Origin of the sequence: uncultured Tateyamaria sp., from assembly GCF_947503705.1 — a bacterium.
Lineage (GTDB): Bacteria > Pseudomonadota > Alphaproteobacteria > Rhodobacterales > Rhodobacteraceae > Tateyamaria.
This window is the reverse complement of sequence record NZ_CANNES010000001.1, coordinates 399,222-424,467: the sequence shown is the minus strand read 5'-3', so window position 1 is coordinate 424,467 and position 25,246 is coordinate 399,222. Positions and strand designations below refer to the sequence as shown.

Annotated in this window: 29 protein-coding genes; 21 read left to right on the top strand and 8 right to left on the bottom strand. The window is 60.1% G+C overall.

What is annotated here, in order from left to right:
• Positions 1-10 precede the first annotated feature (10 nt).
• Genes Q1A44_RS02120 through Q1A44_RS02100 form a run of 5 tightly spaced genes read left to right on the top strand, consistent with a single transcriptional unit; the run spans position 11 to position 3,428 of the window.
• Positions 11-886, top strand: a complete 876-nt coding sequence (locus Q1A44_RS02120; RefSeq protein WP_299618894.1) for a MoxR family ATPase — start codon at positions 11-13, stop codon at positions 884-886.
• Positions 883-2,064, top strand: coding sequence for a VWA domain-containing protein (locus Q1A44_RS02115; protein ID WP_299618892.1), 1,182 nt, complete (start codon positions 883-885; stop codon positions 2,062-2,064). Before Q1A44_RS02120 ends, Q1A44_RS02115 begins: the two co-directional genes overlap by 4 nt.
• Complete coding sequence (locus Q1A44_RS02110; RefSeq protein WP_299618891.1) at positions 2,061-2,840, top strand: XdhC family protein; 780 nt, start codon at positions 2,061-2,063, stop codon at positions 2,838-2,840. Before Q1A44_RS02115 ends, Q1A44_RS02110 begins: the two co-directional genes overlap by 4 nt.
• Positions 2,830-2,961: a hypothetical protein gene (locus Q1A44_RS02105; RefSeq protein WP_299618889.1), complete on the top strand. Its 132-nt coding sequence runs from the start codon at positions 2,830-2,832 to the stop codon at positions 2,959-2,961. Before Q1A44_RS02110 ends, Q1A44_RS02105 begins: the two co-directional genes overlap by 11 nt.
• Positions 2,962-2,975: 14 nt before the next feature.
• Positions 2,976-3,428 (top strand): CoxG family protein, encoded by a 453-nt coding sequence (locus tag Q1A44_RS02100; protein WP_299618887.1) that lies wholly within the window; start codon positions 2,976-2,978, stop codon positions 3,426-3,428.
• A gap of 2 nt (positions 3,429-3,430) precedes the next feature.
• Here Q1A44_RS02100 and arsJ read toward each other — a convergent pair whose 3' ends face one another.
• The 3 genes from arsJ to Q1A44_RS02085 are packed head-to-tail and all read right to left on the bottom strand — an operon-like array spanning position 3,431 to position 6,535.
• Positions 3,431-4,690, bottom strand: coding sequence for an organoarsenical effux MFS transporter ArsJ (gene arsJ / locus Q1A44_RS02095; RefSeq protein WP_299618883.1), 1,260 nt, complete (start codon positions 4,688-4,690; stop codon positions 3,431-3,433).
• Positions 4,687-5,685 (bottom strand): ArsJ-associated glyceraldehyde-3-phosphate dehydrogenase, encoded by a 999-nt coding sequence (locus Q1A44_RS02090; protein ID WP_299618880.1) that lies wholly within the window; start codon positions 5,683-5,685, stop codon positions 4,687-4,689. The genes arsJ and Q1A44_RS02090 overlap by 4 nt, the downstream gene beginning before the upstream one ends.
• 4 nt (positions 5,686-5,689) lie before the next feature.
• Positions 5,690-6,535 carry a helix-turn-helix domain-containing protein gene (locus Q1A44_RS02085; protein WP_299618877.1) on the bottom strand — a complete coding sequence of 282 codons (846 nt, stop codon included), beginning with the start codon at positions 6,533-6,535 and terminating at the stop codon, positions 5,690-5,692.
• A 122-nt stretch (positions 6,536-6,657) separates the two neighbouring features.
• Here Q1A44_RS02085 and serB point away from each other — a divergent pair, with 122 nt between their 5' ends.
• Positions 6,658-7,536: a phosphoserine phosphatase SerB gene (serB, locus tag Q1A44_RS02080; RefSeq protein ID WP_299618874.1), complete on the top strand. Its 879-nt coding sequence runs from the start codon at positions 6,658-6,660 to the stop codon at positions 7,534-7,536.
• A gap of 108 nt (positions 7,537-7,644) precedes the next feature.
• Positions 7,645-7,959, top strand: a complete 315-nt coding sequence (locus Q1A44_RS02075; RefSeq protein ID WP_299618871.1) for a YciI family protein — start codon at positions 7,645-7,647, stop codon at positions 7,957-7,959.
• 25 nt (positions 7,960-7,984) lie between these two features.
• Here Q1A44_RS02075 and Q1A44_RS02070 read toward each other — a convergent pair whose 3' ends face one another.
• Positions 7,985-8,965 carry an asparaginase gene (locus tag Q1A44_RS02070; RefSeq protein ID WP_299618868.1) on the bottom strand — a complete coding sequence of 327 codons (981 nt, stop codon included), beginning with the start codon at positions 8,963-8,965 and terminating at the stop codon, positions 7,985-7,987.
• Between the two features lie 176 nt (positions 8,966-9,141).
• On the opposite strand from Q1A44_RS02070, the gene Q1A44_RS02065 reads away from it, so the two are divergent.
• The 8 genes from Q1A44_RS02065 (at position 9,142) to Q1A44_RS02030 (ending at position 14,972) form a co-directional block, all read left to right on the top strand.
• Entirely contained in the window at positions 9,142-9,672 is a 531-nt protein-coding gene (locus tag Q1A44_RS02065) for an invasion associated locus B family protein (RefSeq protein WP_299618865.1), read from the top strand.
• Between the two features lie 135 nt (positions 9,673-9,807).
• On the top strand, positions 9,808-10,374 hold the full coding sequence (locus tag Q1A44_RS02060) for a carboxymuconolactone decarboxylase family protein (protein ID WP_299618862.1): 567 nt from the start codon (positions 9,808-9,810) through the stop codon (positions 10,372-10,374).
• Between the two features lie 140 nt (positions 10,375-10,514).
• Positions 10,515-11,690 carry a 23S rRNA (adenine(2503)-C(2))-methyltransferase RlmN gene (rlmN, locus tag Q1A44_RS02055; protein WP_299618858.1) on the top strand — a complete coding sequence of 392 codons (1,176 nt, stop codon included), beginning with the start codon at positions 10,515-10,517 and terminating at the stop codon, positions 11,688-11,690.
• Between the two features lie 71 nt (positions 11,691-11,761).
• Positions 11,762-12,640, top strand: a complete 879-nt coding sequence (locus Q1A44_RS02050; RefSeq protein WP_299618856.1) for a hypothetical protein — start codon at positions 11,762-11,764, stop codon at positions 12,638-12,640.
• Positions 12,641-12,771: 131 nt separating this feature from the next.
• Complete coding sequence (locus Q1A44_RS02045) at positions 12,772-12,984, top strand: hypothetical protein (protein ID WP_299618853.1); 213 nt, start codon at positions 12,772-12,774, stop codon at positions 12,982-12,984.
• Between the two features lie 59 nt (positions 12,985-13,043).
• Positions 13,044-13,754: a hypothetical protein gene (locus Q1A44_RS02040; protein WP_299618850.1), complete on the top strand. Its 711-nt coding sequence runs from the start codon at positions 13,044-13,046 to the stop codon at positions 13,752-13,754.
• A gap of 44 nt (positions 13,755-13,798) precedes the next feature.
• Positions 13,799-14,491: an SGNH/GDSL hydrolase family protein gene (locus tag Q1A44_RS02035; RefSeq protein ID WP_299618847.1), complete on the top strand. Its 693-nt coding sequence runs from the start codon at positions 13,799-13,801 to the stop codon at positions 14,489-14,491.
• Between the two features lie 82 nt (positions 14,492-14,573).
• Entirely contained in the window at positions 14,574-14,972 is a 399-nt protein-coding gene (locus tag Q1A44_RS02030; RefSeq protein WP_299618844.1) for a c-type cytochrome, read from the top strand.
• Here Q1A44_RS02030 and Q1A44_RS02025 read toward each other — a convergent pair.
• Complete coding sequence (locus Q1A44_RS02025; protein ID WP_299618840.1) at positions 14,969-15,811, bottom strand: TIGR00730 family Rossman fold protein; 843 nt, start codon at positions 15,809-15,811, stop codon at positions 14,969-14,971. The genes Q1A44_RS02030 and Q1A44_RS02025 overlap by 4 nt on opposite strands.
• A 122-nt stretch (positions 15,812-15,933) precedes the next feature.
• Here Q1A44_RS02025 and dapD point away from each other — a divergent pair, with 122 nt between their 5' ends.
• Both dapD and Q1A44_RS02015 read left to right on the top strand, forming a co-directional pair.
• A complete protein-coding gene (gene dapD / locus Q1A44_RS02020; RefSeq protein ID WP_299618837.1) occupies positions 15,934-16,761 on the top strand; it encodes a 2,3,4,5-tetrahydropyridine-2,6-dicarboxylate N-succinyltransferase in 828 nt (275 codons plus the stop codon).
• The gene (locus tag Q1A44_RS02015; RefSeq protein ID WP_299618834.1) at positions 16,754-17,122 is read left to right on the top strand and encodes a hypothetical protein; all 369 of its coding nucleotides are present in this window, start codon (positions 16,754-16,756) and stop codon (positions 17,120-17,122) included. The genes dapD and Q1A44_RS02015 overlap by 8 nt, the downstream gene beginning before the upstream one ends.
• Here the strand turns inward: Q1A44_RS02015 and Q1A44_RS02010 are convergent.
• Both Q1A44_RS02010 and Q1A44_RS02005 read right to left on the bottom strand, forming a co-directional pair.
• Positions 17,119-18,195, bottom strand: coding sequence for a Hint domain-containing protein (locus tag Q1A44_RS02010; RefSeq protein ID WP_299618831.1), 1,077 nt, complete (start codon positions 18,193-18,195; stop codon positions 17,119-17,121). The two genes, Q1A44_RS02015 and Q1A44_RS02010, sit on opposite strands and share 4 nt — an antisense overlap.
• Positions 18,192-19,793: a Hint domain-containing protein gene (locus Q1A44_RS02005; protein ID WP_299618828.1), complete on the bottom strand. Its 1,602-nt coding sequence runs from the start codon at positions 19,791-19,793 to the stop codon at positions 18,192-18,194. The genes Q1A44_RS02010 and Q1A44_RS02005 overlap by 4 nt, the downstream gene beginning before the upstream one ends.
• A gap of 258 nt (positions 19,794-20,051) precedes the next feature.
• Here Q1A44_RS02005 and dapE point away from each other — a divergent pair, with 258 nt between their 5' ends.
• From dapE to rnr, 4 genes are read left to right on the top strand one after another with little or no spacing between them, the layout of a single operon-like run.
• Complete coding sequence (dapE, locus tag Q1A44_RS02000; protein ID WP_299618825.1) at positions 20,052-21,197, top strand: succinyl-diaminopimelate desuccinylase; 1,146 nt, start codon at positions 20,052-20,054, stop codon at positions 21,195-21,197.
• Complete coding sequence (locus tag Q1A44_RS01995) at positions 21,194-21,616, top strand: GNAT family N-acetyltransferase (protein WP_299618821.1); 423 nt, start codon at positions 21,194-21,196, stop codon at positions 21,614-21,616. The genes dapE and Q1A44_RS01995 overlap by 4 nt, the downstream gene beginning before the upstream one ends.
• A 32-nt stretch (positions 21,617-21,648) precedes the next feature.
• On the top strand, positions 21,649-22,185 hold the full coding sequence (locus Q1A44_RS01990; protein ID WP_299618818.1) for a DUF2064 domain-containing protein: 537 nt from the start codon (positions 21,649-21,651) through the stop codon (positions 22,183-22,185).
• Positions 22,186-22,229: 44 nt separating this feature from the next.
• Positions 22,230-24,485: a ribonuclease R gene (gene rnr, locus Q1A44_RS01985; protein WP_299618815.1), complete on the top strand. Its 2,256-nt coding sequence runs from the start codon at positions 22,230-22,232 to the stop codon at positions 24,483-24,485.
• Here rnr and Q1A44_RS01980 read toward each other — a convergent pair.
• Positions 24,482-25,174, bottom strand: a complete 693-nt coding sequence (locus Q1A44_RS01980) for a glutathione S-transferase family protein (protein WP_299618812.1) — start codon at positions 25,172-25,174, stop codon at positions 24,482-24,484. The two genes, rnr and Q1A44_RS01980, sit on opposite strands and share 4 nt — an antisense overlap.
• Between the last annotated feature and the right edge of the window lie 72 nt (positions 25,175-25,246).

Here is a 25,246-nt window from a genome sequence, read left to right as displayed (position 1 = left end):
GGAGATTTGCATGACCTGGACTGAACTCAAAACCGCGCTGGCGAGCGAGGGCTATGTGGCCTCGGATGATCTGGCTGTAGCCTTGCATCTGGCCCTGTCGCTTGGTCGGCCCTTACTGCTTGAGGGGGCGGCGGGCGTTGGCAAGACCGAGATTGCGCGCACCTTGGCGGCGGTTCGCGACACCCGCCTGATCCGGCTGCAATGCTATGAAGGGTTGGATGCGGCGCAGGCGATTTACGAGTGGAACTACCAGCGTCAGTTGTTGACCATCCGCGCGGCGGCTGAGGATGGCAAAACTGGCAAGGCGGTTGAGGCGCGTATCTTTTCCCGCGATTTTTTGTTGGAGCGGCCGCTGCTGGCGGCCATCACACAGGATGTGCCGCCGGTTTTGCTGATTGACGAGATTGACCGGGCGGATGAGGAGTTCGAAGCTTATCTGCTGGAAATCCTGTCCGATTATCAGGTGTCCATCCCCGAGCTTGGGACAATCACGGCGACCTCGCGGCCGATTGTCATCCTGACCTCGAATGGCACTCGCGACCTGTCGGATGCACTGCGCCGCAGGTGCCTATACACTTACGTGGACTATCCCGACCGGGAAACGGAACTGGCCATACTCAAGGCCCGTTGTCCGGGCGTTGAGGCGCGTTTGGCGGGTCAGATCGTGGGCTTTGTCCAGAAACTTCGCGAGGAGGAGTTGGAGAAGACCCCCGGCATTGCCGAGACACTGGATTTTGCGGCGGCTCTCATGGGTTTGGGCATTGCCGACCTCACTTCTGATCCGGCGGTGCTTCAATCCACACTCACAACTTTGCTCAAGACGCAAAGCGATCAGGCGCAGGTCACGGTCGAAGTGGCCAGCCGCATTGCGGGGAGGGCGGCATGAGCCGCGTGACCCGCTTTGCGGGGCGGGATCCCGGGCCTGCCGCGCGTGTCGGTGGCTTTGTTGCGCATCTACGGCAGAATAGATTGCGATTGGGTGTGGCCGAGGCAGACTTGGCCCTCGCCGCCCTGACCCACGTGGCTGCCGCTAAACCGGAAGACAGCCGTCGCGCTTTGCGCGCCGTTTGCACCGGCTGCAAGGAAGAAGCGGAGCGGTTTGATGCCCTGTTTGACAGCTATTGGCTGGATGCGGGGCGGGTGAAGCAGAAGGTCGTTCCAACCAAATCCAGCGGTATCAGTGACGATGTGCATTCGTCCCGTGATGCCAAGGGGCAGGATGCCAGCAACAGTGGGTCGGCTACGGCGCCCGATGCCGACCAGGGTGATGCGGACAGCGATGGCACCGGCAAGCTGATCGCGACAGAGGTGCGCAACCTGTCCCGCAAGGACCTTCGCGAGATGGTCCGCCCCGAAGAGATCGCCGAGGCCGAGGCCGTCGCGCGCCGCCTTGGGGCTGCGCTGCGCGACCGCCGGTCCCGGCGCCGGATCGCGGCGCGCAAGGGCGACCGGCTGCACTTTCGCAAGACCATTCGCCAAAGCCTCGCCACCGGAGGTGAGCCCGTTAGGTTGTTGCGCAAGCGTCGCCCTGACCGCACCCGCAAGATTGTGGCGCTGTGCGATGTGTCGGGGTCGATGTCGGTCTACGCGCAGGTATTCCTGTCCTTTCTCGCCGGGTTGATGCGGGCCGATACGGCGGCGGATGCCTACCTTTTTCACACGCGTCTTGTGCGGATCACCGAGGCGCTGCGCGACAAGGATGCGATGCGCGCCATCGGGCGCATGTCTTTGATGGCGGATGGGTTTGGCGGCGGGTCCAAGATTGGGCCGTCACTGCTACAGTTTGCCGACACCTATGCCAAGCGGTTTGTCGATGGGCGCAGCGTGGTGCTGATCCTGTCGGATGGTTATGACACGGCCCCGCCTGAGGCCATTGGCGTGGCGCTGGCCAAGCTTAGAAAACGCGGGTGCAAGGTGATCTGGCTGAACCCCCTGAAGGGCTGGCGCGATTATGCGCCGGTGGCCGGGGGGATGGCGGCGGCGCTGCCGTATGTCGATCTCTTTAATGCGGCGAATACGCTGGACGATCTTGCGGCGTTGGAGCGGGATCTGGCGATCCTATGACCCCGGCAGAGTTCCAATCCACAGATCTTGCCGAAGCGGCACAAGCGTTGCGGGCCCGGGACGAACCCTTTGCCTTTGCGACCATCGTGCGCACGGCTGGGGCAACAGCGGCCAAACCCGGTGCCAAGGCCCTGCTGAGCGCGGATGGCACGATTTTGCATGGTTGGTTGGGCGGCGGTTGTACCCGAGGTGCGGTGCGCCGGGCTGCTTTGACCGCGTTACAGGATGGGACACCCCAACTGGTGTCCGTCGCGCCCGAGGATTTGCTGGCCGAAAAGGGCGTAACTGCTGGCGACGAGGTGGATGGCACGCGCTTTGACCGCAACGGCTGCCCATCGCGGGGCAGCGTCGACATCTTTATCGAACCGTGCCTTCCCATGCCGCAACTGGTGGTGCTGGGTGGCTCGCCGGTGGCGCAGGCGCTGAGTATTTTGGCCCCGCAGTTTCATTGGTCAGAAGCGTCGGTTCTGACCAATGAGCCGGGCCATCGCCAACGGGTTATCGTCATTGCCACGCAAGGACAGGGGGACATGGATGCCCTGACCCAAGCCCTGTCGCACGGGGCTGATCACATCGCCTTTGTCGGAAGTCGCCGGAAATTCGCAACCTTGGCGGACAAGCTAGAGGCCAAGGGCTTGCCCCGCGATAAGATCGACGCGGTCAAGGCCCCTGCGGGCCTCGATATCGGTGCGGTCACACCAGAAGAGATTGCCCTGTCGATCCTGGCCGAATTGGTCAGCGTACGTCGCCGGTCGGTGAAACCTCATGACGGCTGACATCATCAAAGGATACAACATGCGCAAGCTTTGGACGGCCTTCATCGCACTTCGCCGCAAGGCGGCCCTGACCCCGGCCCAGGCCGAGCAGCTGGCCGCCATCAAATTTCCCTGTTGCTGAAAAAGGACCTCGCTATGGAACTCTCGGACGAGATTGTCATCAATGCTCCCAAGGATCGGGTTTATGCCGCCCTGAACGACCCGGAGGTGCTGCGCCAGTGCATCCCGGGCTGTGAAGAGTTGATCAAGCATTCGGAGACGGAGCTTGAGGCCAAGGTTGTCCTCAAGGTTGGGCCGGTGAAGGCGCGGTTTACTGGGACGGTTGAATTAGACACGTCGGGCGCGCCGGATGCTTTTTCGCTGACGGGCCAGGGCAATGGCGGTGCGGCGGGTCATGCCAAGGGCGGGGCGGATGTGACCCTCACGGCCGACGGGGATACCACAATCCTGCGCTATGATGCCAAGGCAGCCATAGGAGGCAAACTGGCCCAATTGGGAAGCCGGTTGATCCAGAGTACGGCCAAAAAGCTGGCTGGCAAATTCTTTACCGCCTTTGCCGAGGTGGTGGACGAGACGGAAACAGCCTGAGCCTAAGCCGTGAGCATCTGCCTTGGCTTCAGTTGCTGTATCCCGAGAAAGCTGAGGCAGATCATAACCGCCGCTGTGCCTAGGCAGAGCGGCAGGCCGCCCAATTGATAGCTGAGCCCTGACAGGACCGTCCCGACCAGCCGCCCGGCGGCGTTGGACATATAGTAGAACCCCACATCCATCGTGACCCGTTCAGCATCCGTAAAGCTGAGGATGAGGTAGGAATGGAGCGATGAGTTCACCGCAAAGAGACCGCCAAAAGCCAAGAGGCCGATCACAACTGTGATGGTAAGTGCGGTGGAAGGGGCGTCAGACATCCAAACCAAAGCGGCAAGCGCGCCCGGCACAATCACCAGAAGTGCAACCCACAATTTGGCCTGTGTCAGGGTCTGTTCTTCGTTCCGTGAGGTGGCGCGCAGAATGCGGGGTGCCTGCCACTGGACGAAGCCATAGAAGATTGTCCAGACTGCCATGAACGCCCCGATCATGAAGAATGCGGCGCGGTTGCCTGCTTCTGACCCGTCCGAAAGAACCGCATAGAAATAGATCGGGATGCCAACCACAAACCACACGTCCCGCGCCCCAAAGAGAAAAAGCCGCGACAGGCTGAGCCAAGTGACGTTGGAAGAGTGAGCAAGCACCTCTGCGAACCGGACCCCCTTGCGCCCCATCGGCAGGCCCGCTGGCATGCCGATCACCACGGCGATCAGGATGGCAAAAAGGATGGCCGCCATCGCCAGAACCGAGGGCACAAAGCCAAAGACTGCGAGCAGTACCGCGCCGAGCAGGAAGCCGGTGCCCTTCACCGCGTTCTTGGACCCGGTGAGCAAGGCGACCCAGCGAAAGAGTGCGCCGCTGGTGTCAGGGGCCAAGATCTTGACCGCGCTCTTTGATCCCATTTTGGCCAGGTCCTTGGCCACGCCAGACAGCCCTTGGACCAGCATCACAAAGATTACCGAGGCTGTGATGCCCCACGCGGGATCAAGCTGTGCCAGTGCCAACAGCGCCACGACCTGCAAAGACAGTCCGGCATAAAGTGTCGAGGTCAGCCCAAACCGCGCCGCGATCCAACCTGCCAAAACGTTGGTGATCACCCCCGCCACCTCGTAAAGCACAAAGAGATAGGCCAGCTGCACCGGCGAAAAGCCAAGCGTGTGAAAGTGCAGCAGAACGAGCATCCGCAAGGCCCCGTCCGTCAGCATGAAGGCCCAATAGGCGGCCGTCACGGTGACGTAGGCAGAGAACCCCGCGGGCCGCGTCACAACTTGCCGCCAACCATCAGGGCCACGTCCACAAGGCGGTAGGCATAACCATATTCGTTGTCATACCAGGCATAGACTTTGAGCTGTGTGCCGTTCACCACCATCGTCGACAGGCCGTCCACGATGCTGCTGCGTTGGTCGTTGGTATAGTCCGACGATACAAGGGGCCGGGTTTCATAGCCCAGAATGCCCGTGAGGGGGCCATTGGCGGCAGCCTCGAACAGGCCATTGACCTCTTCGACCGTCGTTTCGCGAGCCATCTCAAACACGCAATCGGTGATGGATGCATTGAGCAGCGGGACACGGACGGCATGGCCGTTCAGCTTGCCCTTGAGCTCCGGGTAAATCAGCGTGATCGCCGTGGCCGAGCCGGTTGTCGTGGGGATCAGGTTTGTGAGGGCCGAGCGCGCGCGGCGCAAATCCTTGGCAGGGCGGTCAACGATGGTCTGGGTGTTGGTCACGTCATGGATCGTTGTGATTGAGCCGTGCTTGATCCCGATGCCGTCCAACAGAACCTTGACCACCGGGGCCAGACAGTTGGTGGTGCAGCTGGCTGCCGTGACGATTTGGTGGGCCGCCGGGTCATAAACATCGTCGTTCACGCCATAAACGATATTGGCGGTCGGGCCGTCCTTGACCGGGGCCGAGACGACAACCTTTTGGATGCCAGCAGCGAAATAGGGCGCGAGAGCGGCTTCGGTCTTGAAGGCACCCGTACAGTCGATCATCACGTCCACACCGTCCAGCGGCAGGTCTTCCAAGCTGCGGCTGCTTGTGACTGGAATGCGGGTGCCGTCAATTGTGATCGAATTCTCATCGGCAGAGAACACTGCGGGCCAACGGCCATGAACCGAGTCGAATTCCAACAGATGGGCGTGCATGGCCGGGTCACCCACGGCATCGTTGATGAATGCGATCTTTGCGCCGCGTTCCAGAAGCGGGCGCAGAGCCAATTTGCCGATCCGGCCAAGGCCGTTGAGAGCGTAGGTGGTCATAATATCAATTTCCCGGTGTGGTTGTCGCTTTGCCAATGTCGTCTACGCGCTTTTGCAACGTTCCACGATCCAAAAGCGCGAACGGGAGGGCGGTGAAGGCGGCGATACGATTTTGCAGTGCACCGTAAGCGTGCTGAAAGGCGAGGCGGCGTTCTGCCTCGGTGCCGCTGGCCTTGACCGGCGGGGGCACGCCCCAATGACCCGAAACAGGCTGCCCGGCCCAGGTTGGGCAATCCTCATTCGCGGCGCGGTCACAGACGGTAAAGACAAAGTCCATTCGGGGTGCGTCCGGGGCTTGAAATTCCGTAACCCCTTTCGTGCGCAGCTCTGTTACATCATGCCCTTTTGCCTTGAGCAGCTCAAGCACGCGCAGGTTCACGCTGTCCCGCGGCGCTGTGCCAGCGGAAAAAGCGTTGAAACGGTCGCCGGCTAGGTCCCGCAGAATTGCCTCGGCAAAGATGGAGCGGGCCGAGTTGCCCGAACAGACAAACAAAACGTTGAACTTTGAGTCGTCCGAAGGCGCGAGGTCTTGAAACAGGGTGGCGATTTCCGGGGGGCACATATCAGCCCGTCCACGGCAGCAATCGAGGAAAATGCCGGCCACAACTTCGCGCGCCGCGGCTGGGTTCACGGTATAGAGCAGTCGAGTGCCTTCGCGCCGCTGCGTGATCAGGCCGTCCTTGGTGAGCGCGGAAAAGTAAATTGACGCAGTGCTGGGCTTGAGGTCGAGTGCTTGAGCAATTTCGCCTGCGGTCACCTCATCCGGGCAGCGCCGCATGAGCAGGCGAAACATGGCCATCCGACCCGGATGGGCGAGGGTCGAGAGGCGATTGATCAACAAAGATTCCATATTTCGTGAAATAATAAAATGGAGACATGAGCACAAGCCTAAATTTGCGAGGCTGGCATCAACAAAGCTTGGCGGCTATAGCGCCAGGTGACCCCAACATAGCCTTTTCGGAGACTGCCCCGATGTTTGTTTGCACCCTTTTGGCCGATCCAACCGTTCGCAATCTGGAGGGTGCCTTGGTCGAAAGCCTCCGCAATGCCTGGGGTGGGGGCGACGCCCAATGGCTGTCCCCGGATGAGGCGGCAGAATTTTCGCTGGTGCAATTGCCTGCAAACCAATGGGACGTGTGGGCTGACGTGCAAAAGATGGGTGTCGATCTGGTGATCCAACCCGCTGAGGGCCGCCGCAAGCGGATGCTGATCGCGGATATGGACAGCACCATGATCCAGCAGGAATGCATTGACGAGCTGGCCGATGTGGCGGGCGTCGGCGACCGGGTCAAGGACATCACAGCGCGCGCCATGAACGGCGAGTTGGATTTCGAGGCGGCCATTCGCGAGCGTGTCTGTCTGCTGCGCGATCTGCCTGAAAGCGTGATTGGCGATGTTCTTGCCACCCGGATCACCTTGATGCCGGGTGGCCCTGCTTTGCTGGCGACAATGAAGGCGGCGGGGGCATATGCCGCTCTGGTGTCGGGTGGCTTTACCGCCTTTACGGCGGCCGTCGCGGGGCAATTGGGGTTTGACGAGAACCGGGCCAATACATTGCTCGTCGCGGATGGGGTTTTAACCGGAGAGGTCGGGATGCCGATCCTGGGGCAGCAGGCCAAGGTCGATGCGCTCATCCAGATTACCGCCCATTTGGGTCTTGTGGGCGCCGATGTTCTGGCCGTTGGCGATGGGGCGAATGATCTGGGAATGCTGCGTCGCGCAGGCATGGGTGTGGCCCTGCACGCCAAGCCAAGCGTTGCGGCGCAATGCGATGTGCGTGTCAACTTTGGCGATCTGACGGCACTGTTGTTTTTGCAAGGCTATGCGCGGTCTGAATTTGTAGGCGCATAACTGTGGCTCTGCCCCAGACCCAGGGATTTTCTTGAACAGAGAAGGTTTGGACCATCCGGTCGCCAATCTGTGGTAGGCTGCCAATGGACGCTTATCAGGGAGGATGAGATGCCAGAGTTTGTGTTTGCCTATCACGGGGGCACTATTCCCGAGACGCAGGAAGCGGGCGAAAAGGCCATGGCGGCCTGGGGCCAGTGGTTCGACGATATGGGCGAAGCCGTGGTCAATGGCGGCAACCCGGTGGGTCAGTCGATGACTGTTACTGCCGCTGGTGTGACGCAGGACGGCGGTTCGAACCCCATTTCGGGGTACACGATCGTCAAGGCGGATACGCCCGAAGCCGCCTGCGAGATGGCCAAGGGTTGCCCGATGGTCGCGGATGGAAGCGGATCGGTCGAGGTCGCGCCCGTCATTGAAATGTAGCCTGTAAGGCGGATCTTGATCCGCCCTAGAGCAAGGCCGGTGCGGCGCGCAGGTGGCCGGTCTCAATATCACGGCGATTCTTGATTGCACCGTTGGTGAAAGCCAGCGCCTCCGGATGGTTGGGATCAAGCGCGCCCAGCTTGACCAAAATTTGCGCGATGGCGCATTCGCTGGCGCGGGTCGCACCGTCGCTGATCTTGAGGGCGACGCCCATCCGTTGCTCGGGCAGAATGGCGATGAAAAAGCCTTCGGCCCCGGTCTTGATCGCCACCTTGCCGTCCATTGCACGCATCAGGCGGGTACAGGCGCGACCCTCGCCTGCAACCAGATCAGAATGCAAGCCCATGGCATGGCGCAGCTGCCCTTCGGCGCTGTCCGCATCGGCGGCGGCGAAATGGGCCATGGCCCGGGCCATGCCGTGCAGGGTGCTGGCATAGTTGGGGGCCGAACAGCCGTCGATGCCGAAGCCGGGCGAGGTTTCCTGCGTCGTTCGCTCAAACGCTTCAAGGCAGGCCTGCTGCACCGGGTGATCCGGGTCAATATAGTCGGGGCCCGCGCCCAGATGCTTGGCAAGGGTCAGAAAGCCGGAATGCTTGCCGGAGCAGTTGTTGTGATACTGGCAGGGGCTTTGGTCCGTATTGACCAGGGCATTGCGGGCCTCGGTGTTGTCCGGGATTTGAGGTCCACAGCGAAAATCATGATCGCCCTTGCCGATGTGTTTCAGCCAAGCCTGCACACGGTCGGTGTGGATCGCAGCCCCACTGTGCGACGCACAGGCGAGCGCCAGATGCTCGGTCGTGAGCCCGTGAGCGGCGGCAGCCCCGCTTTCGATCAAAGGCAGCGCCTGGATCATCTTGGACGACGAGCGCGGTAAAACAACGGCCTCCGGATCGCCCCAGGCTTGGACGATCTGGCCGGTGTCATCACAGACAACGGCGTGACCGTGATGCATGCTTTCCAGAAAGGGACCGCGCCAAACTTCGGCCAGGACAACCGGATTCGTCATGATTTTCCTCACATCTGCGCGAAAACCCGCCAATTCGGCTTTCCTGCGTCGCGCGTTTCGCGCTAATGTGGCACTTGTCGAGAAGAAATGCCGCGCTTGCAAGAGAATGCACCGAAAATGGTGTGCCTGAAGTGCGGTTCCGGTATTGAGGTTTGGACAGCTTGGAGGCTGTAAAGATGGGATTTTTGTCAAAGATTGCGTTGGGCGTTGGCGCATTGTCGCTGATGGCAGGCGCCGCATGGGCGCAAGACCAAAGCACCAACCGCGTGGCGGCCAAAACCGATTGGAGTGTCTTTGTAGAGGATAATCCAACGGAGTGCTGGGGCGTGGCCACGCCCAAGGAAACCGTCAACACCCGCGAAGGTCGGGTTGTGGCGGCGACACGGGGCCAGATTTTGCTGATGGTGTTTTATCGCCCCAGCGCAGATGCCAAGGGACAGGTTGCCTTTACCGGTGGATATCCGTTCCGATCCGGGTCAACGGTGAACATAAACATCGGTGGCAACGAATTTGAATTGTTTACCGACGGCGAATGGGCCTGGCCCGCGACTGTCGCTGACGATGCCAAGATCGTTACAGCGATGAAGCGCGGCGCAGATGCGGTGGTGACCGGCATTTCTAGCCGGGGCACCACAACAAAAGATACCTTCTCGCTGCTTGGCTTTACGGCTGCGGTTGAGGATGCGGAGGGGCGTTGCGGCGGGTAACGCCGGGCGCACCACAAGTCACAAGTCTGAGAGCGGCTGTGCAGAGATGCACGGCCGCGTCTGCGTTTCGGGCAGTTTGGAACTTATCGGTTCCGTATTAGGTGGTTGTCCATCCAACCCCGAAAGGAACGCATTATGGTCACCACCACCGTACATACTCTCGACACCGCCCCCGAAGCGTCCAAGCCTTTGCTGGAAAAATCGATCAAGGCCTTTGGCCGTTTGCCCAGCCTGCATGGCGTGATGGCGACAAGCCCTGGCCTGCTGGAAGGGTATCAGCACCTGCACCGTCTGGCGATCGAAGGCACAGCCTTTGACCCCGAAGAGCGTACCGTCGTCTGGATGACCGTGAATGTCGCCAACGCCTGTCACTACTGTGTGCCTGCCCACACTGGCATCGCCAAAATGGAAAAGATTGACACGGACATCGTGAATGCGCTGCGCGATGAGACGCCTTTGCCTGCAAAGCTCGAAGCGTTGCGTACCTTTACCCTCGCCGTGCGCGAAACCCATGGTCGCCCCGGTGCGGATGCCATCGCGGCCTTTGAGGCCGCAGGATACGGCGAGCGCGCCATGCTGGATGTGATCCTGATCATTGCGCAAAAGGTCATGTCGAACTTTACCAACTCGATCTTTGAAACGCCGACCGATGCGGCCTTTGCTCCGTTCGCTTGGGCGCCCAAGGCAGTTGCGGCAGAGTAAACTCTGACGGCCAAGATTTTTTAGAACAGACAAGAGGGGGCCGTTTGCACGGTCCCCTTATTCATTTGGACCGAATCCTTTTGATCACCGGGGCTTTTCCTATATAGAGCCGCATCACCTTACTTGTCTGGACCCTTGCCATGGCTGACGCGCCGATCACTCAGGATGTTTTGACGATCCCCCGGAAATTGCCTGAGGGGCCTGTGAACCTTGTTGGCCTGACTCGTGACGCGATGCGCGAAGTCTTGATCGCAAGTGGCACGCCGGAAAAGCAGGCCAAGATGCGGGTCGGTCAAATCTGGCAGTGGATTTACCAATGGGGCGTACGTGACTTTGCCGTCATGACCAACCTTAGCAAGGCCTATCGCGCCGAGTTGGCCGAGAAGTTTGTCATCGAAATCCCCGAAGTCGTGTCTAAGCAGGTGAGCGAGGATGGCACCCGCAAATGGCTTGTCCGCATTGCGGGCGGTCACGAGGTCGAGGTGGTTTATATCCCCGAAGAGGGGCGCGGGACGCTTTGTATTTCGAGCCAAGTCGGTTGCACTCTGACCTGTTCGTTTTGTCACACGGGTACGCAGAAACTGGTGCGGAATCTGACCGCGGGTGAAATTGTCGGTCAGGTCATGATGGCCCGCGATGATCTGGATGAATGGCCCGTGCCCGGCGCGCCCAAGGACGAGACGCGCCTTTTGTCCAACATCGTGCTGATGGGAATGGGCGAGCCGCTCTATAATTTCGAAAACGTGCGTGACGCGATGAAGATCGCCATGGACGAGGAAGGCATTCAACTGTCCCGTCGCCGCATTACCCTTAGCACCTCGGGCGTTGTGCCGGAGATTGAGCGGACCGCAAACGAAATTGGCTGTCAGTTGGCTGTGTCCTTCCATGCCACCACGGACGAGGTGCGGGACAAGCTCGTGCCGATCAACAAGCGCTGGAACATAGAGGCGTTGCTGGAGGCCTTGAAAGCCTATCCGCGTGGCCGCAATTCCGAGCGGATTACCTTTGAGTACGTGATGTTGCACGGGGTCAATGACAGTGATGAAGATGCCCACCGTCTGATCAAACTGATCGAGGGCATCCCGGCCAAGATCAACTTGATCCCCTTCAACGAATGGCCCGGTGCACCCTATACCCGCAGTTCCAACAACCGCATTCGCGCCTTTGCCAACATCATCTATAATGCCGGTTACGCCAGCCCGATCCGAACCCCGCGGGGTGAAGACATCATGGCGGCCTGTGGTCAGCTGAAGTCGGCGACAGAACGCGCGCGCAAGTCCCGCAAGGAAATCGCGGCTGAGGCGGGCCTCGGCTAAACCGCCCGAATTTCCTTTGGTCGAATCGCGGTGCCATGCTTTGCTTTGCTCCTGACGGAGGAGGCGCGCGCATGACCACGCTGAAATTCGGTGATCTGAAGGTCACAGCCGAAGAGTTTGATCTGGGCGGGGCCGCCTGGCTGGTGAACAACGGCAAAAGCAAATTGCCGGACCATGAGCATGGCCTGATCAAAGCGATGGATGCCAAGCGCCGCATTCACGTGATGACCTATGATTGCATTGATAGCGAGTTGGAGGGGGTTGATGGTGCCGTCGACGCCCAAGGTCGTTTCAACGTTTCGCAAGAGTTGAGCGTCGCGGGCCTGAATGCCAAGGGCAAGATGACCAAGGCCGCCACCAAGGCGCTTTACAATGCCTATGCGGCGGCATCCGGGGATGGCGACGGTCTGGCCTTTGATGCAAGGCAGAACACGCGATTTGGCAGCTATACGCACAAAGTGCCGTACGAACGTTTCTTACAGGAGCTTGGCGTCAAAATCTCCTTCAAGATCTACGCGCAGGTGTCTTTCCTCGTGTACCGGATCACTGTGCCGACGATCGGGAATCCGGGGTCAGTCTTCTTGACCATTCCCTATGACCTTCGGTTTTACGCCATTCCATTCTTTGACTGCACGCGAGACATATCGATCCTTGTGACCCCGGAAAAGGTCAAGTTCGATATGTGGCGGCCCCTGGACCCGACCGATGCGGATGCCCGCGCAGAACTGCGTTACAAGCTAAAGGAAGAGCGAGCCGTTCAGTCGGGGCGGGTCAAAGAGCGCAAGGTTATTCGCGACTACCTGCGCGAACGCGCGGGCAAGGATGCGATGACCTTCGAAATGCTGGAACCGGACCTGATCGAGGCCGAAGAGAAGCTGAACAAAGCGCGTCAGCGCCTGAAGCAGATCAAGGACCGCCTCAAGGATTATCCAAAGCAAAAGCGCGAGTAAGTTCACCAATAGATGGAAATTATCATGACTGTTCTCGAAATGGTCACAATCTTTTCCCGTTTGCGCACCAATGCGGCCTTGGTCCGTGGGCAGGGTCATCTTCAGGGAAATACGGAAACTGGAGAAAACCCATGTCGATTATCTTTAACAACGACCGCTTCATTGAGGCCCAAGTGCTGGACCTTGTAACCCGTGAACGCAGCAAGGCGCTGTCGCGTCGCGAATGGATGCACCGCTTGGCAGGCTATGGCTATGCAATCCGTGAAACCGATGCAGGTGATGTTGTCGAAACCTTGCCCCATCACGTTCCGGTCTGTGCCTTGCCGTCCAACCTGGCAGCCTGAGCTTTTCAAAATTCGATCTTGCGTCATACTGTGGGTTATTCACCGCAGGAGATTTGACGTTGAAATTGCAAATTGGACAGCAGGACTTTGATCTGGACCCTATGTTTGGCGGCGACAAACTGGGGAACCTCTATGAATATATCAGCACGCAACAAATGCGAGCGACCGATATCTATTCATACAATTGCAGCACTCATACCGCCAGCGATGCGGACGGTTGGCTGCGCATAGAGACGCAGCCGTCGGTGTACTTTTCCGTTGTGAAAAAAGGCAAAGAAGAACCCGAGCTGGACAAAGGCGCGTCCAAGAAAAACCGCGATGCGCTGTGCAAGAAAGCGGGGATGAAGCCCAAAGAGCTTGTTGCCGCAATCCTCAAAGCCATCGGCCCGGTGGTGATCGAAGCCAACATGAATCCATACCGTGACAAGTGGAAGCGCAAGTACAGCTTTGTCGTGTCGATGCGGCAGTTCCCCGTCAAGTTCATGGTGCGCCTGTCCGGTGCGCATGCCGCAGGTTACGCCATCGTCACAATACCGCGCCAATACACACTCTCGACCCGAAAGACTGGCATCTGCGGTCCAATGCACCAGGTGCCCGTCGACGGCATCCTTTGGGGCACCGCGACGGAGCATTCCGCAACAGCCACGGCCGCCTTGGAAGACTTCGACAAAAAGCTCGAAGAGGCTATGAAGGAAAACAACGAGCGGATGAAGAGGAAGGCCGCCGAAAAGGGGATCAAGATCACGCCCGGCGAGAAAAAGGACGAGTGACCGATCTCTGACCCAAGCGCGCATACCGGACCGCAAGCGCAAACATGAGGCGGATTCTGACCCTTCTTGTGACGCCTCTCTTGCTGGTGCAGGGGGTATGGGTCGTCGCCCGCGCCCAACGTTTGCCCGAGGCAGAGGGCGAGCGCATTGGAGCTGCAGGCGGCGGCTCGCCCTTGCGCCTGCTGATATTGGGCGATTCATCTGCGGCGGGGGTTGGAGTGCTTCATCAGCGTGATGCCTTGGCCGGCCGGTTGGCAGCACATCTGTCCCACGACCGCGCCGTATCCTGGACATTGGTTGCCAAATCCGGGGCGACAACGGCGACGGCCCTGGCGATGTTGGCCGACCTGCCGGAGGACCGGTTCGACATGGCCGTTGTTGCGCTGGGCGTGAACGACACCAAGAATGGCGTGTCAGAGCATGTCTGGTGCAAAAACTACGCGGCAATCCTCAACACCCTGGAAACTCGTTTTGGCATAATGCGAATCTGCGTCTCCGGCTTGCCTCCGATGGGGCACTTTCCGTTATTGCCACGCCCATTGCGTACTGTTCTGGGCCGGCGCGCTGATCGCTTTGACCGACGTTTGCGGGAATTGGCGGATGCCTGGGGGAACGTGACCCATGTCCCACTCGATTTTCCGATGGATGTGTCGATGATGGCCTCTGACGGGTTTCATCCTGGCCCACAAGTCTATGACGCATGGGCGGCTCGGTTGGCGGCTGCGCTTACCAGATAGCCCCCTCCTTTTGACCAAGATCAACGACATCCATTGCAGCGCCACGCAATATCGCAGGTGAACTTGCCTCAGGAGGCCCAAGATGATCCGTACCTTTGCCCTAATGTCTGCAACTGCCTTGTCAGGAGCGGCCTGTGCAACCGCCGAACCGGAACTTCCCGGCGCACTTTTTTTCAGCGAGCAATGCGCGGTTTGCCATGGCGCAAAGGGGCGCGGTGATGGCCCTCTGGCGTCTGATCTTAGCGTGGCGCCTGCTGATCTGACGCTGTTGGCGCGGAACAATGGTGGGGTCTATCCCATCGATGATGTGATGGCGCAGGTCTATGGCTATCCGGGTCGCTATCAGATTGGGGGCATGCCGGAATTTGGACCGCTGTTGGATGGCCCGGTCGAGGATTGGGTGACCCAAAGCGGCGAGACACTTGCAACCCCGCGCGCTTTGATTGATCTGGCGATCTACCTCGAAGGGCTCCAGCGCTAGCGGCCCGGTACTTCGGTCCGCGCCTCGGCCGGACCCCAGTTTTCGATCAGGTCCACCGCCTCCTGGGCCGTTTCGACAAAGCGGAAAAGGTCGAGATCACGTTCCGAGATCGTGCCCGCATCCGCCAGAGCATCCCAGTTGATGATGCTTTCCCAGAACGCCCGCCCAAAGAGGAGGAAAGGCACCCGCTGCATTCGCCCCGTCTGGATCAGGGTTAGTGCCTCGAAAAGCTCGTCCAGCGTGCCAAAGCCGCCGGGAAACACACAGATGGCCCGCGCGCGCATCAGGAAGTGCATCTTGCGGATCGCGAAATAGTGGAAGTTGAAACACAGGTCCGGCGTCACATAGGCGTTCGGAGCCTGTTCAAAGGGTAGTACGATATTCAGACCGATTGAGGCGCCAGACGCGTCAACAGCCCCACGGTTGCCCGCTTCCATCACTCCTGGGCCACCGCCCGTAACCACAACGTTCTCTGTGCCGCCACTGGCATTGGATTTCTCGGTCATCAGCCGCGAAAATTCCCGCGCCTCGTCATAGAAATGTGACAGGTCCGAAAGCGTCTTGGTCCGGGCCTTGTCCTTGTTGACCGGATCGGGAATACGCGCCCCGCCAAAGAGCACGATGGTCGAGGAAATGCCCGCTTCATTCATCATCAGTTCGGGCTTGAGCAGTTCCAGTTGCAACCGGACCGGGCGCAACTCATCCCGGCACATGAACTCCTCATCCGCAAATGCCAACGCATAGGCAGGTGACCGGGTTTGGGGTGTGTCAGGCACACCTTCGGCGGCGGCGCGGTCGGTGTGGGCGTCCCGGAACGGGCTCTGGCGGTCGTCTTTCATTTGGTCTGCTCCCTTAGGCTTGTTTCAAGGGGTATCGCGGTGCTGCGGGGATGCCCAGATATGATTGCATGGCTGTGCGCTTTGTTGTCTAAGCGCCGCAACGCTTTTCGGGGAGAATCCAAATGTCCAACGCACAGCTTGAAACCGCCATCGAAGCCGCCTGGGAGGCCCGTGACACAATTACGCCTGCCACGACAGGAGAGCAACGCGAGGCGATCGAGGACACGCTGGCCGCCCTTGATGGTGGCGGTTTGCGGGTTGCGGAACGTCAGGACGACGGCAACTGGCATGTGAACCAATGGGCCAAGAAGGCGGTCCTTCTGGGCTTTCGCATCAAGGACATGGAACAGCAGGACGGCGGCCCGCAAGGCGGCGGCTGGTGGGACAAGGTCGACAGCAAGTTCAAGGGCTGGGGCGACAACGAATGGAAGGCTGCCGGTTTCCGTGCGGTGCCGAACTGTGTGGTCCGCAAATCGGCCTTTATTGCGCCGGGTGTGGTGCTTATGCCGTCTTTCGTGAACCTTGGTGCCTATGTGGACGAGGGCACGATGGTTGATACCTGGGCCACCGTCGGCTCTTGTGCGCAGATCGGCAAGAATGTGCACCTGTCAGGCGGCGTCGGTATCGGCGGTGTGCTTGAGCCGATGCAGGCGGGCCCCACCATCATCGAAGATAACTGTTTCATTGGCGCCCGCTCCGAGGTTGTCGAGGGTTGTATCGTCCGCGAGGGCTCAGTGCTGGGCATGGGCGTGTTCATCGGCCAGTCGACCAAGATCGTGGATCGCGAAACCGGCGAATTCACCTATGGCGAAGTACCTGCAGGTTCGGTCGTTGTGGCAGGCTCCATGCCGTCCAAGAACGGTGTGAACCTCTATTGCGCGGTCATCGTGAAAAAGGTCGACGCGCGCACGCGGTCCAAGACCTCGATCAACGAGTTGCTGCGTGACTGACAAGGCCGCCAAGCCCAAGAAACCATCGCGCCAGCAGGTCTATACCCTGCTGGTGCAGATCGGGCGCAAGTCCGGTGACGGGCTGCCCGAGGGGGCGACCGGTGCGGCACTGATGTGCTTTGCCAGCGGTGTGGACGAGGCCGAGGCGGTGCGTGAAACCGTGGCCCTGTTGAAACAGGCGGACACTGCGCCGCTGGACGTCACAGGCTATGGCACCTTGGCGGAGCGCGAGGCGCAAGGTCACGAGATTGATGCAGGCGAACGTGAACTGATGCAGCGTGCGCTGGACGAAAACTCCGTGATCGTGGCGCAAATGACGCCGTTTTTTGATGGTGAAGAAAGCGCCGGTGCCGAGGACTAGGCCGCGCGCTGGTCAATCAGCGTAATCGCCTCGAATGGGCGTAAAACCTGATGGATGGGCCTTGCGTGTTCGGGCAGTAACCCGCGCGGCACATCCGACAGTACGCTGGCAGCCAGATGATCAGGTTTACGGCGCAAGCGCCCGATATAGAGACTTTCGAGTGCTGCACCTGCCGCCATAATCGCCTCGTGCCCGGGCAACACAAGCTGCACATATTCGGCAACCGACTGGGGTGCGACCCAGGACGCTGCATAGCCGTTTACCAGGTGACGGGCAGGCACAAGAACCGCCTCTTGCCCAAAAATGTATTCGACCTCTGATCCTTTGAGGACAAGCCGCTGTTCCGGGGCGACGACGATGTCGCGCCCCAACTCAAAATAGGGGGCATGCAGGCGGACAGGGGCAAAGCTGCCACGGGCAGGCATGGCGTGGCGTACCGTTTGAAGCACCGGAATGATCTGCCCTGCATCGCTGATCACCGTGTCCCCGCGCCGCAGGTTGCCCGCCGCGCGGTAGCCGGTGGGGGTCGCGATGGGTGTGCCCGGATGCAGCGATGGCATTGGCCCCAGCGGCGTGATGTCAGTCGCAGCGGCGACAAACAGCACCTCTTTGGACAGCGTCCGCGCGCCGCTGCCCAAGGTGATATCGCGCAAGTCACTGGTCAGGATGGGGCGTGGATTGGTGACCGTGCTGTGCAGAACCCGTGTACTCTCGGGTTGTTCCAGCGATAGTCGCGCCCACCCCTGGCTCGTGTCCCAAGCATAGGAAATCCGCAGCGTCTGTGGCCGCCCATCCCCCAACCAGCGGATTGCGGCATGCGTCAGATCGTCGTGATTTTTGTGGACCATGGCAATGCCGCCGCCGGGCACGGCGCGAAAGGCCAGCTCGCGTGCCCAGGGAAAGCTGTGGACGAGCCCCAAGAGGTCATGGGGCCGATCGTCACCCGCCACGCGGGTCTCGATCATCAAGGTCCCACGGTCCAGCATATCACCCACATCGTTGCCTTTGACGGGGCCAAGGCCACCTGGGGCAAAGCGCCCCTCATCATGGTCTGTGAGCCCGATCCAGTTCACGCGGCGGCCTGAGCCTTGCGCAGCAGATCCGCCTCGAAATGGCGCAAGGTGCGTCTGGCAGAACCGCCGTATCCTGCGCCGGTTTTCGGGTCTAACTCAGGAAATATCGCGCAAATTTCGGCTACGATCTCTTGCTCAAAGCTCTTGGTGGTTTGCGGCCCCGGCAAAAAGCTTTCGCTTGCCAGCCCTTCGGTAAAGACGACTTGGTGTTTGTCAAACATCAGATGCACATATGTGACCGTGCCGCCCACTTGACGGGTCACGGAATGGTCGTTGACCAAGTCCTTGGCGGCCACCAGCACTTCGGCCTCGCCAAACAGCAGCTCGGCCAGGCTGTCGCGCACCAGCACCCGGTGCAATGGCGAAACCTGCACGTCACCGTGCCGCCCAAAGGTGCCTGCACGGATCAGAATAGGGGCGAAGTTGTCCTGCGCCGCGACCGTCCGCGTGCCGATCCAGCGCAGGGGTTGCGCCCCATCATCTTGCGTCATGACCAGATCGCCGGGCTGCAACGTCTCAACCGGCATGTCGCCGCGATCCGTTGCGATCAAAGTGCCCGCTACAAAGCAGGGGACAGAGGTCGCGTTGACAAAGCCAACATCGGTGTTGGACCCGTCCGTCACCGTGTAGGTAAAGTTGAAGTCTTCTTCGTCCCCGTCGCCCACCACGGTCAGTTCGCCATTGGGGCCGACGGTGACTACCTGCCCGGTGGGCAGGGTGATCGTCGTGCCGACACCGGTCACCGGGTTATAGCTGACGGGTTGGCCATTGATATGGGTGATCGTGAGCGTGCTGCCTGGCTGGCTGACATCGTTGTCGAGCACGTTGAACGAAGTGGTCCCGTCGGGATAAACGTTCACATCGTCCGAGATCGCTACCAGATCCGTCTGGATCGAATCCCCCGCAATCAGCAATGAGGAATCGTAACTGTTGTCTGACACGTCGGCGATACCGATGCGGATCGAATTCAGGATGCCGGGATTGACCACCATCGTCAGGGTCATGGTGATCGTGAACCCGTCCATCTCGGTGTTGTAGGCGTCGTTGGAGTTGTCGACGTACATGTTGATGTTGTTGGTGGTGTTGATGTTGCCCGGATCGGTGTCGCCGTCGCCAACGTCCATCTCGATCAACTGGCCATTCACCCAGACGCCGACAAAGTCCTGATAGACCGAGTTCTGGAATTCGGGGTATTCCTCGGATGAGAAGACGAATTGCATCGTCATCACATTGCCGTCGGGGATGAAATCCACATCGAGATACGAGGCGTCATAGGTTCGCGCCCCGGCCGCTGCGTTGAAGTCGCTGTTGTTGTTTTGACCAGACGTATTGGTCGATGTGCTGTTGGATTGGTTCGATGAGCCAGAGGAGTTGGTAAAATCCTCGACCTCACCCGTCGACAGGATGACGCCGGTATCGCTGGGCGTGACACCCGGGGCGACGCTGTCACCGTTTGTGTAAATGCCGGCGCTGTCCCGATCCCCGGTATAGGAGGCCGAAACGACCTCGACACCGTCGCCAAAGATGGCCTCGGCCATATCCGATGCGTCAACGCCCTCGCGCACTGTTTCGATCGGAAGTTCCGATGCTGCGACCATATCCTGCCCACCCCTTTTGATGAGGCCAAAACACGCGCAGCGCACGGGGTTCACCCCCGCGTCAAGATGTGCTGATCTTTGCACTTTGTGTGGTCGCACGTTGGCGACCGGACTGCTGATGCCCTGCCTCGGGTCATATTATTACTCCAACCCTAGCACAGGAATGGCGGGCCTGTTAACTCTCTTGTTGCGGCAAGAGGCTGGAATCGCGACCTTTTCGCCACTACCTGACCGTGAAATTGCCCGAAAGGCTGGCCCATGCCCCCCGTTGATCCCGTTGCCCTGACTGCTGATCTGGTTCGCTGTGCCTCTGTCACCCCTGCGGATGAGGGCGCCTTGGATATCCTGCATGAGCTGCTCAGCGGGGCGGGTTTTCACTGCGAATGGGCAGATCGCGGCGGTATTCGCAACCTGTTTGCCCGATGGGGGGACAAGGGGCACGCGCGCACCTTTGGCTTTAATGGCCACACCGACGTCGTCCCAATCGGGGTCGAAAGCGATTGGTCCATGCCCCCTTTCGGGGCTGAGGTGAAAGACGGCGTGATGTATGGCCGAGGCACCACGGATATGAAATCGGGTGTGGCCGCCTTTGCCGCCGCCGCGGTGGATTTCGTCCGCGATACGCCGCCGGACGGAGCCGTTATTCTGGCCATCACCGGTGACGAGGAAGGTGATGCAACCGATGGCACCACCGCCCTATTGGATCATATGGACCTTGAAGGCGAGGCGATGAGCGTATGTCTGGTGGGCGAACCGACCTGCCCTGAGGCGATGGGTGACATGATCAAGATTGGCCGCCGTGGGTCGTTGACCGCCTGGTTTACTGTCACAGGCAAACAAGGCCACTCTGCCTATCCGCACCGTGCCAACAACCCACTGCCCCCGATGATGCGCCTGATGGACCAGTTGGCTAGCCACGTGTTGGACCAGGGCACGGAACACTTTGATGCCTCCACCCTTGCGGTGGTCACGGTTGATACGGGCAACGCCGCCACGAATGTGATCCCGGCGCAGGTGCGGTCCGCCGTCAACATCCGCTTTAACGATCGGCATTCCGGCGACAGCCTGACGGCCTGGCTAGGCGCGCAGGCCGATGCTGTCGCGGTGGCCTACGGCGTCGAGGTCGAGATGAAGGTGAAGGTGTCGGGCGAAAGTTTTCTGACCCCGCCCGGCCCCTTGTCTGATCTGGTGGCGGGCGCGGTCGCGGCGGAAACGGGCGTGACCCCGGTGCTGAGCACGACGGGTGGCACGTCGGACGCCCGCTTTGTCAAGAATCACTGCCCGGTGGTCGAGTTTGGTCTGGTGGGCCAGTCGATGCACCAGGTGGATGAACATGTGCGGGTGGATCATATAGAACAGCTCAAGGCGATCTATGGTCGTATTTTGCGAGACTATTTTGCATGAAATGGACGATTTCACAGACGCAGGACATCGACACCTGCCTGACCCTACGCCGCACTGTTTTCATCGAAGAGCAGAATGTCAGCGAAGCGGATGAGGTCGATGGCCGCGACGCAGAGGCGTTGCACGTGTTGGCGACAGTTGACGGAAAACCACTGGGCTGTGCGCGCATCCTGATCGTCGGTGACGTGGCCAAGATTGGCCGTGTCTGTGTCTTGCAAGAGGCGCGGGGCACGGGCATGGGGGCTGCCATTATCCGGTCTTGCCTGGATGTGGCGCGTGCACAAGCAGGTGTGATCCGCGCCGTATTGGGTGCACAGACACATGCGTTGGCGTTCTATGAAAAGCTGGGTTTTGCCGCCTTTGGCTCCGTTTACGATGACGCAGGCATACCACACCGCGATATGGGCCGTGTGCTTTGACGCCACTGGCGGAAAAGCCGTGGTTGATCATCATGGTAAAACAACCGCGTCCGGGCCGGGTAAAAACCCGGTTGGGCCGCGATATCGGAATGATCGACGCGACCTGGTGGTACAGGCATCAGGTGGACAGGATCGTGCGGCACTTGCGCGACCCGCGCTGGACGATGGTGGCGGGCTATGCGCCCAAAACGTCGCGCGTCATGGTCGGGCCCCGAGATGTCAAATTGTGGCAGGGGAACGGTGATCTGGGTCAGCGCATGATCCGCTTGCTGCGGCAGGCCCCTCCCAAAAGTGTCTTGATAGGCTCTGATATTTCCGGGGTGCAGCCACATCACATCGGACGCGCCATTGCCGCGCTAGGGTCTCATGATTGCGTTCTTGGTCCCTCGCCGGATGGTGGATTTTGGCTGATCGGTGCGCGCCATCCGGGCCGTTTGCAACGCGATGTTCTGGCGGGTGCCCGGTGGTCAACCGCGGATGCGCTGACCGACACGCAGACGCGACTGCCGGGGCGGGTGGCCTTGGTCGATACACTCAATGATGTGGACACGGCCCAGGACTTGCCCTGAAGTTTCACGATGACGGCACCGGGTGCGCGTGCTACCTGCGTTTCATGACCCGTATCCCATCCAAGCCCGAAATCCTTGACTGGATTTCCGCCAATCCGACCCTCACTGCCAAACGCGACATCGCCAAAGCCTTTGGCATCAAAGGTGCGGCCCGGATCGACCTCAAACGCCTTCTCAAAGAGTTGGAGGCAGAGGGCCATCTGGAAAAGCGGAAGAAGACCTATCAGGACCCGGATCGCCTGCCACCTGTCAGCGTGTTGCAGGTTCTGGCCCCTGATGCGGATGGTGATCTGTTTGCCGCGCCGATGGAATGGCACGGGACCGGCGTTGAACCACGCGTGTTGGTGATCCCGCGCGCGTCTGATCCGGCCTTGGGACAAGGCGATCGTATTCTGGCGCGACTGACCCTGGTTCAGGATCAAGACTACCATTATGAGGCGCGGCTGATCCGCCGCATCGGCACCAATCCGCGTCGTGTGTTGGGCGTGTTTCGCAAAGGGGCCGAAGGCGGTCGGATCGTGCCTGTGGACAAGGGCAGCGACCGCGAATGGTCGGTCGCCAGTGACGCGACTCACGGTGCCAAAGATGGCGAGTTGGTTGAGGCGGAATTGGCGGGCCCCAAACAGCGCGTCGGCCTGCCCCGTGCCCGCATCGTTGAGCGTTTGGGTGACCCCTCTGCGCCCAAGGCCGTGTCGCTCATCGCGATCCATGAACATGGCATTCCCGACAGTTTTCCCGACGCCGTGATTGCCGAAGCTGACGCCAAGAAGCCCGCGGGCCTGAAGGGCCGCGAGGATTTTCGCGAGATGCCTCTGATCACCATCGACCCATGGGATGCGCGGGATCATGACGATGCCTGTTACGCTCATGCCGATGAGGATCCCAAGAACGAAGGGGGCCATGTCATCTGGGTCGCGATTGCGGATGTTGCGGCCTATGTCACGTCCGGTTCTGCGCTTGATCGCGAGGCGCACAAACGGGGCAACTCTACCTATTTCCCCGACCGGGTTGTCCCAATGCTGCCCGACAGGTTGTCGGGCGACCTGTGTTCGCTGCACGAAGGCGTGCCGCGTGCTTGTATCGCCGTGCGGATGCAGATTGATGCCTTTGGGGAAAAGATCGGTCATTCCTTCCATCGTGCCCTTATGCGCTCGCCTGCTGCGCTGAATTACGAAGAGGTGCAGGCGGCCATTGACGGCACGCCGAATGACCGCACTGGCCCCCTGTTAGAGCCTGTTTTGAAGCCGCTTTTTGCAGCCTACGCGGCCCTCGTCGAGGCGCGTAAGAAACGTGAGCCGCTAGAGCTGAACCTGCCCGAACGGCAAATCGTGTTGGACGATGACGGCACAGTGAGTTCGGTCAATTTCAAGGACCGCCTTGATGCCCACCGCCTGATCGAAGAGTTCATGGTGCTGGCCAATGTGGCGGCGGCGGAAACTCTGATTGCCAAGGCGTCGCCGCTGCTCTTTCGGGTGCATGAAGAACCCTCGCCTGACAAGCTTGATGCCCTGCGCGAAACCGTACAGGCGGCGGGGTTGAACCTGGCCAAGGGGCAGGTTTTGAAAACGGCACACCTGAACCGCTTGCTCAAGCAGGCGGAGGACACCGAAGACGCCGAGCTGATCAACATCTCGACGCTGCGGTCGATGACGCAGGCCTATTACAGCCCACAGAATTTCGGCCATTTTGGTCTGGCGCTGCGCAGTTACGCCCATTTCACCTCGCCCATTCGGCGCTATTCCGACCTGATTGTGCACCGTGCGCTGATCTCGGCTCATGGCTGGGGCAAGGACGGTCTGTCACCCGAGGATGTGGATGCGCTGGAGAAGACGGGCACACAGATCTCTGACACCGAACGCCGGTCTATGGTGGCGGAACGGGACACGACCGACCGCTATCTTGCCGCATATCTGAGCGAGCGTGTGGGCGATGAGATGGAGGGCCGGGTGGCAGGCATCGCCAAGTTCGGCATCTTCGTCAAACTGGACGACAGTGGGGCCGATGGCCTGGTGCCTATGCGCTCGATCGGGGCGGAGTATTTCCATTTTGATCGCGAGGCGAACACGCTCATGGGTGCAGACACCGGTATGGTGATCAGCCTCGGCCAGCGCGCTACCGTGCGTCTGGCAGAGGCGGTGCCGGTCACCGGCGGCATCGCGCTTGAACTGTTGGCGCTCGATGGTCAATCGCTGCCCAAAGGGCGGCGGAGCCCGGCGGGACGTAGCCCCCGCCGAAAGTCGGCCAAGGCCAAGCGTAAGAGCGAAAAGACCAGCCGCAAGGTCAAACGCAGCCGCCGTTAACCCAGTGCCGTGGCGACGCGCGTCGTGTAATCCGTCAGAATTTGATCCTCGCTGACCCGGCGTGACAACGCAGTGTCGCCCGGTGTCCCGATCATCGCGGCCAGCATTGGCGCCACGCTTGCATCAGCAGCGGAAGGTGTCGCCCCAAAGAGAAACGGACCCTGCCACAGCCTATGAGCGATGGCCTGAAGGTCTGGTTCTATGCGGGCCATCCGCTCTTCAGGTGTCAGGCGGCCAAGGCCCTGCGTTTGCATCCCTTTCAAGACGGTGCGCCGCATGCCACCGGCGATGAAATTCCGTAAAAGCCCGGGCAGCTCAGAGAAATATGTGTCTCTGATACGAGGCCAAACGGCATCATCTGCCCACCTGTCCAGAAGAAGATGAAAATACATATGCTCTTCGGCCATGCGAATAAAGGCGCGAGAGGTTGCGCGATCCAAATCGCTGAGACCTTTGTCAAACTGAGCCCCCTTGCCTTCCAGGAACGCGCGAATGCCGTCGCTGTCGCCGATGATCTGATCCTCGATCCATAGCGCGGGAAGCTTGGCATTGGGCCAATTGCGCGGGTCGTTTGTGTCGTTGCGTTGCCATGGCAGGCCCGACATGTTCAGCAGGTACAGGGCCTTTACGCAAAACGGGCTGGCGCTGGGTTGATCAAAAGCAGGGGGATAGGCAACGAGGGTCAGCATGCGTTTCTCCGAAGGTGCAACTTGGCAGAGAGCTACGGAACCTTGTTGACAGTTTTTGGCAGGAGTTGTGGT

Excerpts from the sequence above, each read along its gene's own strand:
- Q1A44_RS02120 (WP_299618894.1), top strand. The coding sequence starts at position 11 with ATGACCTGGACTGAACTCAAAACCGCGCTGGCGAGCGAGGGCTATGTG.
- Q1A44_RS02115 (WP_299618892.1), top strand. The coding sequence starts at position 883 with ATGAGCCGCGTGACCCGCTTTGCGGGGCGGGATCCCGGGCCTGCCGCG.
- Q1A44_RS02110 (WP_299618891.1), top strand. The coding sequence starts at position 2,061 with ATGACCCCGGCAGAGTTCCAATCCACAGATCTTGCCGAAGCGGCACAA.
- Q1A44_RS02105 (WP_299618889.1), top strand. The coding sequence starts at position 2,830 with ATGACGGCTGACATCATCAAAGGATACAACATGCGCAAGCTTTGGACG.
- Q1A44_RS02100 (WP_299618887.1), top strand. The coding sequence starts at position 2,976 with ATGGAACTCTCGGACGAGATTGTCATCAATGCTCCCAAGGATCGGGTT.
- Q1A44_RS02090 (WP_299618880.1), bottom strand. The coding sequence starts at position 5,685 with ATGACCACCTACGCTCTCAACGGCCTTGGCCGGATCGGCAAATTGGCT.
- Q1A44_RS02085 (WP_299618877.1), bottom strand. The coding sequence starts at position 6,535 with ATGGAATCTTTGTTGATCAATCGCCTCTCGACCCTCGCCCATCCGGGT.
- serB (WP_299618874.1), top strand. The coding sequence starts at position 6,658 with ATGTTTGTTTGCACCCTTTTGGCCGATCCAACCGTTCGCAATCTGGAG.
- Q1A44_RS02075 (WP_299618871.1), top strand. The coding sequence starts at position 7,645 with ATGCCAGAGTTTGTGTTTGCCTATCACGGGGGCACTATTCCCGAGACG.
- Q1A44_RS02070 (WP_299618868.1), bottom strand. The coding sequence starts at position 8,965 with ATGACGAATCCGGTTGTCCTGGCCGAAGTTTGGCGCGGTCCCTTTCTG.
- Q1A44_RS02065 (WP_299618865.1), top strand. The coding sequence starts at position 9,142 with ATGGGATTTTTGTCAAAGATTGCGTTGGGCGTTGGCGCATTGTCGCTG.
- Q1A44_RS02060 (WP_299618862.1), top strand. The coding sequence starts at position 9,808 with ATGGTCACCACCACCGTACATACTCTCGACACCGCCCCCGAAGCGTCC.
- rlmN (WP_299618858.1), top strand. The coding sequence starts at position 10,515 with ATGGCTGACGCGCCGATCACTCAGGATGTTTTGACGATCCCCCGGAAA.
- Q1A44_RS02050 (WP_299618856.1), top strand. The coding sequence starts at position 11,762 with ATGACCACGCTGAAATTCGGTGATCTGAAGGTCACAGCCGAAGAGTTT.
- Q1A44_RS02045 (WP_299618853.1), top strand. The coding sequence starts at position 12,772 with ATGTCGATTATCTTTAACAACGACCGCTTCATTGAGGCCCAAGTGCTG.
- Q1A44_RS02035 (WP_299618847.1), top strand. The coding sequence starts at position 13,799 with ATGAGGCGGATTCTGACCCTTCTTGTGACGCCTCTCTTGCTGGTGCAG.
- Q1A44_RS02030 (WP_299618844.1), top strand. The coding sequence starts at position 14,574 with ATGATCCGTACCTTTGCCCTAATGTCTGCAACTGCCTTGTCAGGAGCG.
- Q1A44_RS02025 (WP_299618840.1), bottom strand. The coding sequence starts at position 15,811 with ATGAAAGACGACCGCCAGAGCCCGTTCCGGGACGCCCACACCGACCGC.
- dapD (WP_299618837.1), top strand. The coding sequence starts at position 15,934 with ATGTCCAACGCACAGCTTGAAACCGCCATCGAAGCCGCCTGGGAGGCC.
- Q1A44_RS02005 (WP_299618828.1), bottom strand. The coding sequence starts at position 19,793 with ATGGTCGCAGCATCGGAACTTCCGATCGAAACAGTGCGCGAGGGCGTT.
- dapE (WP_299618825.1), top strand. The coding sequence starts at position 20,052 with ATGCCCCCCGTTGATCCCGTTGCCCTGACTGCTGATCTGGTTCGCTGT.
- Q1A44_RS01995 (WP_299618821.1), top strand. The coding sequence starts at position 21,194 with ATGAAATGGACGATTTCACAGACGCAGGACATCGACACCTGCCTGACC.
- Q1A44_RS01990 (WP_299618818.1), top strand. The coding sequence starts at position 21,649 with ATGGTAAAACAACCGCGTCCGGGCCGGGTAAAAACCCGGTTGGGCCGC.
- rnr (WP_299618815.1), top strand. The coding sequence starts at position 22,230 with ATGACCCGTATCCCATCCAAGCCCGAAATCCTTGACTGGATTTCCGCC.
- Q1A44_RS01980 (WP_299618812.1), bottom strand. The coding sequence starts at position 25,174 with ATGCTGACCCTCGTTGCCTATCCCCCTGCTTTTGATCAACCCAGCGCC.